The organism is Leclercia sp. GLN_9 (assembly GCF_043105735.1).
Lineage (GTDB): Bacteria > Pseudomonadota > Gammaproteobacteria > Enterobacterales > Enterobacteriaceae > Enterobacter > Enterobacter adecarboxylatus.
The window spans coordinates 285,547-299,667 of the sequence record NZ_JBICLV010000010.1; the positions used below are offsets into that span (position 1 = coordinate 285,547).

A 14,121-nucleotide genomic window follows, 5' to 3' on the forward strand; every position below is an offset into this window, starting at 1 on the left:
AACAGCGGGGGCGATACGCCCCCAGCGAAGTCTTACTTGACCATCTCTTTTTCGATTAACTGAATCAGAATGTGGATCACTTTGATGTGAATTTCCTGAATACGATCAGCATAACCGAAGTGAGGCACACGAATTTCGATATCCGCCGTACCCGCCATTTTGCCGCCGTCTTTGCCGGTCAGGGTAATGACTTTCATCCCCTTCTCGCGGGCTGCTTCAATGGCTTTGATCACGTTGCCGGAATTGCCGGAAGTAGAGATCCCCAGCAGGACATCCCCTTCACGCCCTACCGCTTCGACATAGCGGGAGAAGATGTGATCGTAACCGAAGTCGTTGCCGACGCAGGAGATGTGGCTGACGTCAGAGATGGCAATCGCCGGATAGCCCGGACGGTTTTCACGATAACGACCGGTCAGCTCTTCGGCAAAGTGCATGGCATCACAATGTGAACCGCCATTGCCGCAGGAGAGCACTTTACCGCCCTCTTTGAAGCTGTCGGCAAGCAGGACCGCCGCGCGCTGAATAGCGTGAATATTGGCTTCATCTTTCAGAAAGTTAGCCAGCGTTTCCGCCGCTTCGTTCAGTTCGTTACGAATAAGATCCTGGTACATGAGGATAATCCTTCAGTATTGATGAAATAACAGAGCAAGTTTACCGGATAGCGGTAAAAGCGAGAAGCTAAAGCCGCATCAATCATCGGGCGTTTTGCTTTTTTGTGGCGCGTAAAACCTGAACAATGTGAACCAGGTTGTAATTATTTTGTGAATGCATTGCTAAAAGAAATAACATCCACTACAACCATATCATCACAAGTGGTCAGACCTCCTACAAGACAGGGAGCTTTTCGTTATGATGATTTTAAGTATTCTCTTATCCGTTGTTCTGCTCGGGGTGTTGTTCTACCACCGGGTTAGCTTAGTTTTGAGCAGCGTTATCTTACTGGCCTGGACCGTTGCACTCGGCTTGGCTGGCATCTGGAACCCTTGGGTGCTGGTTCCGCTGGCGATCATCCTGGTGCCATTCAACGTCGCCTCCATGCGTAAGTCGATGATTTCCGCTCCGGTATTCCGCGGCTTCCGTAAAGTAATGCCGCCGATGTCGCGGACCGAAAAAGAGGCCATCGACGCTGGCACCACCTGGTGGGAAGGCGACCTGTTCCAGGGCAAGCCAGACTGGAAAAAGCTGCATAACTACCCGCAGCCGCGCCTTACTGCGGAAGAGCAGGCGTTTATTGATGGCCCGGTTGAGGAAGCCTGCCGGATGGCGAATGACTTCCAGATCACACATGAAATGGCCGATCTGCCGCCGGAGCTGTGGGCATTTTTAAAAGAGCATCGCTTCTTCGCGATGATCATTAAGAAAGAGTACGGCGGGCTGGAGTTCTCTGCTTACGCTCAGGCACGTGTTCTGCAAAAACTGTCCGGCGTTTCCGGGATCCTGGCGATCACCGTCGGCGTGCCTAACTCATTAGGCCCGGGTGAACTGCTGCAACATTACGGTACTGAAGAGCAGAAAGATCACTATCTGCCGCGTCTGGCACGCGGTCTGGAAATCCCTTGCTTCGCACTGACCAGCCCGGAAGCGGGTTCTGATGCAGGCGCTATCCCGGACACCGGCGTGGTCTGTATGGGCGAGTGGCAGGGTGAGCAGGTGCTGGGTATGCGCCTGACCTGGAACAAACGCTACATTACGCTGGCCCCCATCGCCACCGTGCTGGGCCTGGCCTTTAAACTCTCCGACCCGAACAAGCTGTTAGGCGGTGAAGAGGATCTGGGCATTACCTGTGCGCTGATCCCAACCTCTACCCCGGGCGTGGAAATTGGTCGTCGTCACTTCCCGCTGAACGTGCCGTTCCAGAACGGTCCGACCCGCGGTCAGGATATCTTTGTCCCGATTGATTACATCATCGGCGGCCCAAAAATGGCCGGTCAGGGCTGGCGTATGCTGGTGGAATGTCTGTCCGTTGGCCGCGGCATTACGCTGCCGTCGAACTCAACCGGTGGGCTGAAATCCGTGGCGATGGGGATTGGCGCTTACGCTCACATCCGCCGTCAGTTCAAAGTCTCTATCGGTAAGATGGAAGGGATTGAGGAGCCGCTGGCACGTATCGCTGGGAATGCCTACGTGATGGATGCGGCGGCTTCATTAATTACCTACGGGATTATGCTGGGTGAAAAACCGGCCGTGCTGTCAGCTATCGTGAAGTACCACTGTACTCACCGTGCGCAGCAGTCGATCATCGATGCAATGGATATTGCTGGCGGGAAAGGCATTATGCTGGGCGAAGGCAACTTCCTGGCGCGTGGCTATCAGGGCGCACCTATTGCCATCACCGTTGAAGGGGCAAACATTCTGACCCGCAGCATGATGATCTTCGGTCAGGGCGCAATCCGCTGCCATCCATATGTACTGGAAGAGATGGCAGCCGCACAGAACAACGACGTAGATGCCTTCGATAAACTGCTGTTTAAACACATCGGCCACGTCGGCAGCAACAAAGTACGCAGCTTCTGGCTGGGACTGACCCGCGGTCTGACCAGCGCCACGCCTACCGGCGATGCAACCCGTCGTTACTATCAGCATCTGAACCGTCTGAGTGCCAACCTTGCGCTGCTCTCCGACGTATCGATGGCGGTACTGGGTGGTAGCCTAAAACGCCGGGAACGTATCTCTGCGCGTCTGGGTGATGTGCTGAGCCAGATCTTCCTCGCCTCGGCGGTACTGAAACGCTACGACGATGAAGGTCGTCACGAAGCGGATCTGCCGTTGGTTCACTGGGGCGTGCAGGATGCGCTGTATCAGGCGGAACAGGCCATCGACGATCTGCTGGTGAACTTCCCGAACCGCTTTGTGGCTGGCGCGCTGCGCGTGGTCATCTTCCCGACCGGTCGTCACTATCTGGCACCGTCCGATAAGCTGGACCACAAAGTAGCGAAGATCCTGCAGGTGCCGAGCGCGACCCGCTCCCGTATCGGCCGTGGCCAGTATCTGACGCCAAGCGAGCATAACCCGGTTGGCCTGCTGGAAGAGGCGCTGCTGGATGTGATGGCAGCCGATCCGATTCATCAGAAGATCTGCAAACAGTTGGGCAAAAACCTGCCATTTACCCGTCTGGATGAACTGGCGAAACAGGCGCTGGCGGGCGGCATCATCAGCCAGGATGAAGCAGCCGTGCTGATCAAAGCTGAAGAGAGCCGTCTGCGCAGTATCAACGTCGATGATTTCGACGCCGATGAGCTGGCGACACAGCCGGTAAAGTTTGCAGAGAGTGTGCGTAAACCTGAAGCCGCCTAACCCGTTTCAGTGCTAAAGAACCCCGCCTGGTGCGGGGTTTTTTATTGCCACCCGTTTCTCTGATTGTCGTGCTACAGTGTCAAAATGTGGTTCTTCGAGGAGTCTTACTGTGCCTGGTTTGAAGATTACGCTTTTGCAACAACCGCTGGTGTGGATGGATGGCCCCGCCAACCTGCGCCATTTTGATCGTCAACTGGAGGGGATCACCGGACGCGATATTATTATCCTGCCGGAAATGTTCACCACCGGGTTTGCCATGGAAGCGGCAAAACAGTCTCTGCCACAGGCGGATGTGGTCGCCTGGATGCAGGCCAGGGCGCAGCAAACCCAGGCGCTAATCGCCGGAAGCGCCGCCTTGCAGACCGAACGCGGGCCGGTTAACCGTTTTCTGCTGGTGGAGCCTGAGGGTAAGGTGCATTTCTATGATAAGCGCCACCTGTTCCGCATGGCGGATGAGCACCAGCATTATGAAGCGGGTAACGAGCGGCTGGTGTTTGAGTGGCGCGGCTGGCGCATTCTGCCCTTAGTCTGTTACGACCTGCGCTTCCCGGTGTGGTCGCGTAACCGTAACGATTATGACCTGGCGCTGTATGTCGCTAACTGGCCTGCCCCGCGCTCGCTGCACTGGCAGGCACTGCTGACAGCAAGGGCCATCGAGAACCAGGCCTATGTTGCGGGCTGCAACCGGGTCGGTACCGACGGTAACGGGCATCACTATCGCGGCGACAGCCGGGTGATTAATCCGCAGGGCGAGATCATCGCCACCGCAGATCCCCATCATGCTACGCGCATTGACGCAGAGCTGTCGCTGACGGCATTAAGAGAATATCGGGAGAAGTTTCCTGCCTGGCAGGATGCGGATCCGTTTAGCATTAATTAAACATCAGCCGGGCGGCACCAACGTTTGCTGCCTGGCTAAATTAGCTACGTGATAAAATGACAAAGGCCTGAATCATTGCTGATTCAGGCCTTCTTAATAGTGGCGGAACGGACGGGACTCGAACCCGCGACCCCCTGCGTGACAGGCAGGTATTCTAACCGACTGAACTACCGCTCCGCTGTGTTCCCTTGGGAACGAGGCAGATATTACGGTTTGCCTCGGATCCCGTCAATGCTTTTTCTCTGCTTTTGAATCGTTTGCTGCAAAAACACTCCAAACGGTTATTTTAACAGCACTTCCGCCGCATTTAGCCGCGCCAGAGGCAGCTACCGCCCTTCTTCTGTACCAGATCCAGACGCGATTCATGCGCCAGTAACTCCTCATCGCTTGCGAGAATAACGCGTAATGCGCTGGACTGACGGACAAGGCGCTGGATTTCGCTCTCCCCGGTCTGCTGCTGTGAATCGTTATCGGCATTAAAGGCCAAAGCTGTCTGGCCACCCGTCATAATCAGATAGACATCGGCCAGGATCTGGGCATCGAGCAATGCCCCGTGCAGCGTTCGCTTGCTGTTATCTATTTCATAGCGCGAGCACAACGCATCGAGGCTATTACGTTTGCCGGGGAACATCCTTCTTGCCATCGCCAGGCTGTCGGTGACTTTACAGAAGGTGTCGGTCTTCGGCAGACCGCGGTTGAGCTTGCTGAATTCATAATCCATAAAGCCGATATCAAACGAGGCGTTATGAATGACCAGCTCGCCACCTTTGATGTAGTCGATGAATTCATCGGCGACGTCGGCAAAGGTAGGTTTATCCAGTAAGAATTCATCTGCGATACCGTGAACGCCAAAGGCTTCCGGGTCCACCAGCCGGTCTGGCTTCAGGTAGACATGGAAGTTATTGCCGGTAAGACGGCGGTTGATCACCTCTACCGCACCGATCTCGATGATCTTGTGCCCTTCATAGTGAGCACCGATCTGGTTCATACCCGTGGTTTCGGTATCGAGGACAATGATCCTGTCGGCGTTATGTGTGTCTGCAATACTCATTCTGAAAACCTGCTCTGTTCAATGGCGACATTGTAAACAACCTGGTCAGGCCTTCAAAGGCTAATTCGCATCGGCTTTATTTTGCAGTGCTGATAACGACCATTTATGTCAGACTTACCGTTTTGATTACAGGATGTCTGCCAGGATGCGTAAACAGGTAGAGATTTACACCGACGGATCATGCCTCGGCAACCCAGGCCCGGGGGGCTACGGTGCGATTTTGCGTTATCGCGAACACGAAAAAACCTTCAACGAAGGCTACCGCCTGACCACCAACAACCGTATGGAGTTGATGGCGGCGATTGTTGCCCTCGAGGCGCTGAAAGAGCACTGCGATATTGTGCTGAGCACGGACAGCCAGTATGTGCGCCAGGGGATCACTCAGTGGATCCATAACTGGAAAAAACGGGGCTGGAAAACAGCCGACAAAAAACCGGTGAAGAATGTCGACCTCTGGCAGCGTCTTGATGCGGCACTCAGCCAGCATAAAATCCAGTGGGAATGGGTGAAAGGCCACGCCGGGCATCCTGAAAACGAACGCTGCGACGAACTGGCCCGCGCTGCCGCAATGAATCCGCAGCATGAAGATGTCGGGTATAAACCGGAAGCCTGATTAGGGCTTGCGGTATTGCCGCGTGGCGCCCACGGCGGCACGCAGTCGGGTTTTCGCCTTGCTTTGCTTCATGGGATTGAGCGTCAGGGGAATGGTTCGTTTGCGCGCTACAATCAGCTGCATACAGCCCAGCGCCGGGAAATGGGTGCTGAGCATCTTCCCGCCCTGCCGCGTCCAGGGTAATACCTGAAAACCGCTATGGTGCATCACCTCAAAGTTGAGCAGCGACAGCCAGTCCAGCTGACGCATCAGGGTGAACATCCGGCTGTTGTACGGCGGGGTGCGGCGCAGCACCGGCACCAGCTTGCGCAAACCCATCAGGCTCATCGGGTTGAATCCACTGATCACCAGCCAGCCATCGTCAATCAGAACCCGGTCGGCTTCGCGGAGTAAACGGTGGGGATCGTCGCACCAGGGCAGCGAATGCGCCAGCAGGCAGGCATCCACGGATTTTTCGGCAAACGGCAGATGTAACGGATTGGCCTTCACCTGAACAGGCTCGCCCCCCAGCGAAACATTGACCTGATGTGAAATCGCGCAGCTTTCAGAGTTGATTTCCGCGCTCAGATTGCCAATCTTAAGCAGGTGAAAACCATACATTTTCGCAAACCAGGGCTTTAGCTGCTGCTCAAGCGCTTCGCGATAGTATTCACCCCAGGGCAATTCCGCCCAATGTGCTGGTGCTGAGACAATCTGAGGTATCCTTGCCGGTTTCATCAAAACACCCGCCACGCTATGAGAGGTAATGTATGAATCTTATCAGTATTCCTGCTTTTCAGGACAATTACATCTGGGTTTTAACCAATGATGAAGGTCGATGCATTATTGTCGATCCTGGTGAGGCTGAGCCGGTATTAAAGGCCATCGAGCAAAATCAGTGGCAACCAGAAGCGATCCTGCTCACGCACCACCACCACGATCATGTGGGCGGTGTCGCGGCGATCTGTGCAAAATTTCCGCATCTTGTGGTCTACGGCCCCGCTGAGACACAAAATAAGGGCACCACACGCGTAGTCGAAGATGGAGAAAAGATCCTCATTCTTGAGTCGGAGTTTTCTGTAATTGCCACTCCGGGTCACACTTTAGGACATATCTCGTTCTTCAGTTTTCCTTATCTTTTTTGTGGCGATACGATGTTTTCTGGCGGCTGCGGGAGACTGTTTGAAGGTACGCCAGCCCAGATGTACCAGTCCTTCCAGAAAATTAACGCCCTTCCCGACGACACACTCATTTGCTGCGCGCATGAGTACACTTTAGCTAATATGAAGTTTGCGATGCACCTTCTGCCAGAGGATGTGTCGATTCAGGATTATTACCGCAAAGTGAATGAGTTACGTGCAAAAAATCAAAAAACACTGCCCGGGATTCTGAAAAATGAGCGCAAAATTAATTTATTTCTCAGAGCAAATGATATTGATTTAATTAGTAAATTTAATGAAGAAACAAATATGCAACAACCTGAGCAGTGTTTTGCATGGTTAAGGGCGAAGAAAGATAACTTCTGACAATTGCGTGTTGCCTTTTTAAATATTCGTCGTTATCATCGCTCGTCTTTTAAGCAACTATTGACACACACATGAAGGCAAAAGCGATATTACTCGCCTCTGTCCTGCTTGTGGGTTGCCAGGCGTCTCAGAACACTGGCAACGTACAACAGCACGCACAGAGCCTTTCTGCAGCTGGTCAAGGGGAAGCAGGGAAGTTTACAAGTCAATCGCGATGGGCAGACGATGGGACGTCTTTCGCACAGGATCAAGACTTGTGGGTCTCTATTGGCGACGAGCTGAAGATGGGGATTCCGGAAAACAGCCGGATTCGCGAACAGAAACAGAAGTATTTAAGCAATAAGAGCTATCTCCACGATGTAACTTTACGGGCAGAGCCGTATATGTACTGGATAGCAGGGCAAGTTAAGAAACGTAACATGCCCATGGAACTGGTACTACTACCCATAGTGGAGAGCGCTTTTGACCCACACGCAACGTCTGGCGCCAAGGCCGCAGGTCTTTGGCAGATCATACCGAGCACAGGGCGAAATTATGGTTTAAAACAGACCCGCAACTACGATGCACGTCGTGATGTGGTCGCCTCGACGACTGCCGCTCTCGACATGATGCAACGTCTGAACAAAATGTTCGACGGTGACTGGTTGCTGACTGTCGCTGCGTATAACAGCGGTGAGGGTCGTGTACTGAAGGCAATGAAAGCGAATAAAGCACGGGGTAAACCTACCGACTTTTGGTCGCTTCCACTGCCACGGGAAACCAAACTATACGTACCGAAAATGCTGGCTTTGAGTGAAATCTTCAAAAACAGCCAACAGTACGGCGTGAAGCTGCCGACTTCGGACGAAAGTCGCGCGCTGGCGAGAGTGCGTATCAACAACCCTGTTGAATTGAGACAGGTTGCGGATATGGCAGGTATCTCGGTCACCAAACTGAAAGCCTTCAACGCAGGTGTGAAAGGCTCGACGCTTGGTAACAGCGGGCCGAAATACGTTCTGGTGCCGCAAAAGCACGCTGAACAGCTACGGGTATCGCTGGCTGCAGGTGAAATTGCTGCGGTTCAGTCTACGCTGATCGCGGATAATTCACCGGTTAACAGCCGGAGCTATCAGGTACGTACAGGCGATACACTTTCAGGCATTGCATCACGTCTTGGCGTGAGCACGAAAGATCTGCAGCAGTGGAACAAGCTGCGCGGCTCTACCCTGAAAGTGGGTCAGAACCTGACGATTGGCGCGGGTAACAGCGCACAGCGTCTCGCTAATAACAACGATAGCATTACCTATCGTGTGCAAAAAGGCGACTCGCTTTCGAGTATTGCGAAGCGTCACGGCGTGAACATCAAAGATGTGATGCGCTGGAATAGCGATACCGACAATCTGCAGCCTGGCGATCGGATAACGTTGTTTGTGAAAAACAACGCCACTCCGGATTCCTGATTTCAGAAACCTGAAGTAAAAAGGCACCGATTCCCCTCGGTGCCTTTTTTGTTTTATCCCGCCTTTTGGGCTTCAGCGAAGAGGGTATCGCTGGTAAAGGAGCCTTCTTCCTGCAATGCAAAATAGGCTTTTACCTCAGCGGAAGCGCTGTCCTGATACAGCCTGATCGCCTGGCTTAATGCCTCGGGCGTGCGCATACGAGCAATCCAGGAGGAGAACTCCAGCGTCAGCCTGTCGGTTTCCAGTGCCCGCGTAATCAGCCCTGCTTCAGTGAACATGGATAACCACTCACCGCTGGAATAATTACGGACATGCGAGGTATCACGCAGGGCTTCAACCGTCTGCAACCAGATATCACGTACAGGATGACCCGGCGACATGATATCCATGATGATCACTAAACCGCCCGGCTTCAGAACCCGTTTAACCTCGCGCAACGCCTGGCCGACATCATGCCAGTGATGCGCCGAGTAGCGGCTAATAACGATATCGAACGATTGATCGGCAAAGGGTAAGGATTCAGCATAACCCTGACGGGTGGCGATATTCGCCAGCCCCTTCTCACTGGCGGCCGCAGAGACGACCTCCAGCATCTGGCTGGATAAATCGTATGCGGTTACATGGCTAACCTGCTGTGCCGCTACAAAGCTGGCATGACCCGCACCGCAGCCTAAATCCAGCACGCTGGCATCGGGGAAGTCGGCCAGACGTTCAGCCAGACGCTGCAGATCGCGCCCGGATGCGTGAACCGCACTGGTGAGATAGGCTTTCGCCTGGGAGCCAAACTGTTTTTCTACGTTGTCATGATGGGACTGTGTTGTCATTTTGCTGTCCTTCGGTTGATGAAAAATAAAGGGCAGCACCTGCGCAGGCCTGCCCCACGGCAGACCTGACGCACCTCTATCGCTCAGGCTTGCCGGGACTGAATTCGACGAGTAGCGGATTGTGATCGGATGCACGAGTCACCAGCACTGAGGCTTCGTGCACGTTCAGACCACGATAGAAGACAAAATCGAGTGGACGACCAAACGCCTTGCGACGCTGATCATCGGTAAAGCGTACTTCGCGCAGCGACATCTCACGCGCAAAGCGATAAAGCGCATTCATACGTGGACGGCTCCAGGCATTGAAATCACCGGCCATGACGACCGGACCGCTGTGATGCGCGATCTGATCGCCGATAGGCAGTAACTGTTTGCTGTAGACGTCAACGCCGAGGCTGAAATTGACCGCGTGAATGTTCACCACCATCAGCAGGCGAGTATCCGGCAGCGGGTATACGGTGACCAGAGCAGATTTTGCCAGGCGCAGGAGCGGCTCACGTTCGCGCAGTGGGCAGCAATAAACCGGGTGAGCGGCTGAGAGCGTCATCACGCCTGACGGATGCTGCGGCAGGACAAATGCCGGCACCTGGTCGGCGGCGAGGTAGTTAGTGGTTGCAAACCTTACCAGCTCAGGGGTGGTTTGCGCCTCCTGCAGCAGAACGAGATGCGCATCCTTACCAAAGTTCTGCAGGACGGATAACCATTCAGCACGCTGCTGTTTAAAGATATTCCACACCAGCACCCGAATTTTTTCATCGCTGCTTAAAGGTGCGCCGGCGGGCAACGCCTGACCAATGCTCGCAAACGAACCCGGCGGTAATATTCTCTCCGCAGGTTGTCCGGCAACATAACGCATGGCATAGGTATTTTTTCGCACGATGTGAAACGACCTCTATAGACAGAACCCGTCCAGAAACAGGAGCGGGTTCTAATGTTATAGGGTTTTCAGCTCACACTTTCAACGCAATTACGGATAAACCGCTGTTTCGTTTTGTTAGCAAGTGCTTACACCATGCTTATTCCGGCACAACACGGGCAGGATTATCCAGACGACCGCTCAGGCCAATCAACAAAAATGCGACAAGTACGATAACGGCACCAATCCACGGAGTTTGCGCCAGACCGAAGTGTTCGACGGTCTGCCCACCAATAATAGACCCGAGCGCAATCCCAACATTGAAAGCGGCAATGTTCAAACCAGACGCCACATCGACAGCGTTGGGTGTATACATCTCGGCTTTCTGCACCACATAAACCTGCAAGCCCGGTACGTTGCCGAAGGCGAAGATCCCCATCACCAGTACCGTCGCCAGTGCGGCATACTGCATTGAGGCAGTGAACTGGAAGACCAGCAGCAGGATAACCAGCGCGGCAAAGATAATTTTCAATGCCGGAACGGCGCCGTGTTTATCTGCCAGCTTGCCGCCCCAGATGTTGCCGATTGCTACCGAAACGCCATAACCCAACAGGATCCAACTGACTGCACTCGGAGAGAAGCCAGCCAGATCCTGCATCATTGGCGCCAGGAAGGTAAACGCGGTAAACACACCGCCATAACCCAGCGCCGTAATGGCATAGATCATGAGCAGACGTGGATGGGTCAGGACCTTTAGCTGATCACGCAACGTCGCTGCTGCACGACCTGGAATGTTCGATGGGATCAGTACCAGGCTGCTGATCAACGCAATGACCCCGAGCAGCGAGACCGCCAGGAAGGTTTCACGCCAGCCAAAATGCTGACCGATAAAGGTTCCCAGCGGCACACCGGTAACCAGCGCCACGGTTAAACCACCAAACATGATGGCAATGGCAGAGGCCGCTTTCTCTTTGGGTACCAGACTCGTCGCGATGGTTGAGCCGATGGAGAAGAAGACGCCATGGGCAAGACCCGTCAGCAGGCGGGCAATGATCAGTGTCGTGTAATCAGGTGCCTGCCAGGCAAGAATGTTTCCGGCAGTGAACAACACCATTAAGGCCATCAGCAACTGCTTACGCGGCAGGCGACCGGTTAATGCGGTTAGCACTGGCGCGCCAATCGCGACACCAAGGGCATAGATGGAGACCAGCAAACCTGCCGAAGGCAGTGAGATAGCAAGCTGGTCCGCAATCGTAGGAACCAGACCTACAATAACAAATTCGGTAGTGCCGATTGCAAAGGCACTGATCGTCAAGGCAAGTAGCGCCAGAGGCATAAAAAACTCCGTCTCATCAGGATTAAGATGACACGGAGTATGCGCCAGTGTTTAAATAACAAAAATGCTCAAAGTATCAATATAATTTTGCGGATTAAGCAACAATGAAAGCAACCTCTGAGGAACTGGCGATCTTCGTCGCCGTCGTGGAGAGCGGTAGTTTCAGCCGTGCCGCCGAACAGCTGGGTCAGGCGAACTCCGCCGTCAGCCGGTCGGTCAAAAAGCTGGAGATGAAGCTGGGTGTTAGCCTGCTTAACCGGACGACCCGTCAGCTAAGCCTGACCGAGGAAGGCGAACGTTATTTTCGGCGCGTGCAGTCTATTCTGCAGGAGATGGCGGCGGCAGAAACGGAAATTATGGAAACGCGTAGCACGCCACGCGGCCTGTTACGCATTGACGCCGCCACGCCTGTAGTGCTGCATTTCCTGATGCCGTTGATTAAACCTTTCCGCGAACGTTATCCTGAAATGACTTTGTCTCTGGTCTCGTCTGAAACCTTCATTAATCTGATTGAGCGCAAAGTGGATGTGGCGATCCGCGCCGGGACGCTGACCGATTCCAGCCTGCGGGCACGCCCGTTGTTCACCAGTTATCGCAAAGTTATCGCCTCCCCGGCCTATATAGCCCGGTTTGGCAAGCCTGAGACGATTGAGGAGCTTAAGCAGCATCTGTGCCTGGGCTTCACGGAACCGGTATCCCTTAATACCTGGCCCCTCGCCTGCCATGATGGCCAACTTCATGAAGTGGTCAGCGGCTTATCTTCGAACAGTGGCGAGACGCTCAAGCAGTTATGCCTTGAAGGGAACGGGATTGCCTGTCTTTCGGATTATATGATTGATAAAGAGATAGCCCGGGGCGAGTTGGTCGAGCTGATGGCCGATAAACGTCTGCCGGTAGAGATGCCCTTTAGTGCGGTCTACTACAGCGACAGAGCGGTAAGCACCCGAATTCGGGCCTTTATCGACTTTCTGAGCGAGCACGTAAAACAGCTCCCGAAGGAGCTGTAAGAGGGTTAAGGGTACAGAAGCGGGGGGTTAAATCAATCCCACTTCGGCGCCAGACCTTCCGGGCTGACCAGGCGATCGTTGCAATCCAGTGCTGCGATCGCTTTTTTATCGTCCTGATCCAGCGTCAGATCCTGAGCCAGCAGGTTGCTTGCCAGATTTTCACGTTTGGTTGAAGAAGGGATCCCCGCATAACCCTCTCCCATCGCCCACGCCAGGATAACCTGAGCAGCAGTGGCATTATGTTCAGCAGCGATACGCAGAATGGTTTCGTCTTTCAGCGCTTTGCCGTAAGCCAGCGTCATATAAGAGGTAATATGGATGCCATGCTGCTGTGCCCATTCCACCACCTGACGGTTTTGCAGATAAGGAGAAAGCTCGATCTGGTTGGTCGCGATATTTTCTGCGCCGACAGCCGCAATAGCTTTTTCCATCAATGGGATAGTGAAGTTAGAAATTCCTATTTCGCGCGTCAGCCCCTGGGATTTGGCTTCCAGTAATGCCTGCATAAACTCTTCAACCGCTACCGCATCGTTCGGTGATGGCCAGTGGATCAAGGTGAGATCGACATAATCAGTACGCAGCTTTTTCAGGCTCTCTTTCAGGCTTGGGATTAACTTCTCTTTGCTGAGATTTTCAATCCAGATCTTGGTGGTGATAAAAAGTGCGTCGCGCGGTACAACGCTCTCTTCGATGGCCTGACCGACAGCGGCTTCGTTATCGTAGATCTGTGCGGTATCAAGGGCGCGATAACCCAGTTCGAGAGCAGTTTTAACGGATCCGATTACAACGTCGTCTTTCAGGCGGAAAGTGCCGAGACCAAATGCAGGGATAGCCATTGAATTCCTCTTTTTTCATCATGTTTGCTAATAAAGAGGATTATTACTGCTGTGGCTATTTGAAAAAAGAGCGTATTAAGCAGAGGATTTTTGCGTTTATGGCAATAATTAAAAAACAGACAAGAAAAAAGCCCTGAGCGTTAGCTCAGGGCTTTTAATAAGTGGCGGAACGGACGGGACTCGAACCCGCGACCCCCTGCGTGACAGGCAGGTATTCTAACCGACTGAACTACCGCTCCACCGAATACTTCTGTAACCACCGGGTTACTGCCCCGGTTCACTACGTAATTTGATGCCTGGCAGTTCCCTACTCTCGCATGGGGAGACCCCACACTACCATCGGCGCTACGGCGTTTCACTTCTGAGTTCGGCATGGGGTCAGGTGGGACCACCGCGCTACAGCCGCCAGGCAAATTCTGTTTCCGGGCCGCCACACGGGCCACCCGGTTAATCCGGTATCAGCTGAAAATTGTCTCAGTC

Annotated in this window: 12 protein-coding genes, 2 tRNA genes, 1 rRNA gene and 1 pseudogene; 6 read left to right on the top strand and 10 right to left on the bottom strand. The window is 53.6% G+C overall.

What is annotated here, in order from left to right:
• Window positions 1-32: 32 nt before the first annotated feature.
• Window positions 33-611, bottom strand: a complete 579-nt coding sequence (gene lpcA, locus ACF8PE_RS06370) for a D-sedoheptulose 7-phosphate isomerase (RefSeq protein ID WP_059308682.1) — start codon at window positions 609-611, stop codon at window positions 33-35.
• A 238-nt stretch (window positions 612-849) separates the two neighbouring features.
• Here lpcA and fadE point away from each other — a divergent pair, with 238 nt between their 5' ends.
• Window positions 850-3,294: an acyl-CoA dehydrogenase FadE gene (fadE, locus tag ACF8PE_RS06375; protein ID WP_191153121.1), complete on the top strand. Its 2,445-nt coding sequence runs from the start codon at window positions 850-852 to the stop codon at window positions 3,292-3,294.
• Between the two features lie 109 nt (window positions 3,295-3,403).
• On the top strand, window positions 3,404-4,174 hold the full coding sequence (locus tag ACF8PE_RS06380) for an amidohydrolase (RefSeq protein WP_032616667.1): 771 nt from the start codon (window positions 3,404-3,406) through the stop codon (window positions 4,172-4,174).
• A gap of 100 nt (window positions 4,175-4,274) precedes the next feature.
• Here the strand turns inward: ACF8PE_RS06380 and ACF8PE_RS06385 are convergent.
• Together ACF8PE_RS06385 and dnaQ are read right to left on the bottom strand one after the other, a co-directional pair.
• Window positions 4,275-4,351 (bottom strand) — tRNA-Asp (locus ACF8PE_RS06385).
• Between the two features lie 130 nt (window positions 4,352-4,481).
• Window positions 4,482-5,225: a DNA polymerase III subunit epsilon gene (dnaQ, locus tag ACF8PE_RS06390; RefSeq protein ID WP_032616666.1), complete on the bottom strand. Its 744-nt coding sequence runs from the start codon at window positions 5,223-5,225 to the stop codon at window positions 4,482-4,484.
• Window positions 5,226-5,370: 145 nt separating this feature from the next.
• Here dnaQ and rnhA point away from each other — a divergent pair, with 145 nt between their 5' ends.
• Window positions 5,371-5,838 carry a ribonuclease HI gene (rnhA, locus tag ACF8PE_RS06395; protein WP_103793497.1) on the top strand — a complete coding sequence of 156 codons (468 nt, stop codon included), beginning with the start codon at window positions 5,371-5,373 and terminating at the stop codon, window positions 5,836-5,838.
• Here the strand turns inward: rnhA and ACF8PE_RS06400 are convergent, their stop codons facing one another.
• Window positions 5,839-6,555 (bottom strand): class I SAM-dependent methyltransferase, encoded by a 717-nt coding sequence (locus tag ACF8PE_RS06400; protein ID WP_077226805.1) that lies wholly within the window; start codon window positions 6,553-6,555, stop codon window positions 5,839-5,841.
• Window positions 6,556-6,587: 32 nt separating this feature from the next.
• Here ACF8PE_RS06400 and gloB point away from each other — a divergent pair, with 32 nt between their 5' ends.
• Both gloB and mltD read left to right on the top strand, forming a co-directional pair.
• Window positions 6,588-7,343, top strand: coding sequence for a hydroxyacylglutathione hydrolase (gene gloB, locus ACF8PE_RS06405; RefSeq protein WP_155166348.1), 756 nt, complete (start codon window positions 6,588-6,590; stop codon window positions 7,341-7,343).
• A 71-nt stretch (window positions 7,344-7,414) separates the two neighbouring features.
• Window positions 7,415-8,782 carry a murein transglycosylase D gene (gene mltD, locus ACF8PE_RS06410; RefSeq protein ID WP_059308685.1) on the top strand — a complete coding sequence of 456 codons (1,368 nt, stop codon included), beginning with the start codon at window positions 7,415-7,417 and terminating at the stop codon, window positions 8,780-8,782.
• A 53-nt stretch (window positions 8,783-8,835) separates the two neighbouring features.
• On the opposite strand, the gene ACF8PE_RS06415 is transcribed toward mltD, so the two are convergent.
• The 3 genes from ACF8PE_RS06415 to ACF8PE_RS06425 all read right to left on the bottom strand — a co-directional run bounded on the left by ACF8PE_RS06415 (window position 8,836) and on the right by ACF8PE_RS06425 (window position 11,798).
• Complete coding sequence (locus tag ACF8PE_RS06415) at window positions 8,836-9,606, bottom strand: class I SAM-dependent methyltransferase (protein WP_032616662.1); 771 nt, start codon at window positions 9,604-9,606, stop codon at window positions 8,836-8,838.
• Between the two features lie 76 nt (window positions 9,607-9,682).
• Window positions 9,683-10,483 (bottom strand): endonuclease/exonuclease/phosphatase family protein, encoded by an 801-nt coding sequence (locus ACF8PE_RS06420; RefSeq protein WP_032616661.1) that lies wholly within the window; start codon window positions 10,481-10,483, stop codon window positions 9,683-9,685.
• A gap of 139 nt (window positions 10,484-10,622) precedes the next feature.
• Entirely contained in the window at window positions 10,623-11,798 is a 1,176-nt protein-coding gene (locus ACF8PE_RS06425) for an MFS transporter (RefSeq protein ID WP_191153124.1), read from the bottom strand.
• A 104-nt stretch (window positions 11,799-11,902) separates the two neighbouring features.
• Here ACF8PE_RS06425 and yafC point away from each other — a divergent pair.
• A pseudogene (gene yafC / locus ACF8PE_RS06430) lies at window positions 11,903-12,807 on the top strand (DNA-binding transcriptional regulator YafC); the annotation flags it as partial.
• 30 nt (window positions 12,808-12,837) lie between these two features.
• Here the strand turns inward: yafC and dkgB are convergent.
• The 3 genes from dkgB to rrf all read right to left on the bottom strand — a co-directional run bounded on the left by dkgB (window position 12,838) and on the right by rrf (window position 14,051).
• Entirely contained in the window at window positions 12,838-13,641 is an 804-nt protein-coding gene (gene dkgB / locus ACF8PE_RS06435; protein WP_392494697.1) for a 2,5-didehydrogluconate reductase DkgB, read from the bottom strand.
• A gap of 162 nt (window positions 13,642-13,803) precedes the next feature.
• Window positions 13,804-13,880 (bottom strand) — tRNA-Asp (locus ACF8PE_RS06440).
• A gap of 55 nt (window positions 13,881-13,935) precedes the next feature.
• Window positions 13,936-14,051: ribosomal RNA gene (gene rrf, locus ACF8PE_RS06445) — 5S ribosomal RNA — on the bottom strand.
• Window positions 14,052-14,121 lie beyond the last annotated feature (70 nt).

Excerpts from the sequence above, each read along its gene's own strand:
- lpcA (WP_059308682.1), bottom strand. The coding sequence starts at position 611 with ATGTACCAGGATCTTATTCGTAACGAACTGAACGAAGCGGCGGAAACG.
- fadE (WP_191153121.1), top strand. The coding sequence starts at position 850 with ATGATGATTTTAAGTATTCTCTTATCCGTTGTTCTGCTCGGGGTGTTG.
- dnaQ (WP_032616666.1), bottom strand. The coding sequence starts at position 5,225 with ATGAGTATTGCAGACACACATAACGCCGACAGGATCATTGTCCTCGAT.
- rnhA (WP_103793497.1), top strand. The coding sequence starts at position 5,371 with ATGCGTAAACAGGTAGAGATTTACACCGACGGATCATGCCTCGGCAAC.
- ACF8PE_RS06400 (WP_077226805.1), bottom strand. The coding sequence starts at position 6,555 with ATGAAACCGGCAAGGATACCTCAGATTGTCTCAGCACCAGCACATTGG.
- gloB (WP_155166348.1), top strand. The coding sequence starts at position 6,588 with ATGAATCTTATCAGTATTCCTGCTTTTCAGGACAATTACATCTGGGTT.
- mltD (WP_059308685.1), top strand. The coding sequence starts at position 7,415 with ATGAAGGCAAAAGCGATATTACTCGCCTCTGTCCTGCTTGTGGGTTGC.
- ACF8PE_RS06415 (WP_032616662.1), bottom strand. The coding sequence starts at position 9,606 with ATGACAACACAGTCCCATCATGACAACGTAGAAAAACAGTTTGGCTCC.
- ACF8PE_RS06425 (WP_191153124.1), bottom strand. The coding sequence starts at position 11,798 with ATGCCTCTGGCGCTACTTGCCTTGACGATCAGTGCCTTTGCAATCGGC.
- dkgB (WP_392494697.1), bottom strand. The coding sequence starts at position 13,641 with ATGGCTATCCCTGCATTTGGTCTCGGCACTTTCCGCCTGAAAGACGAC.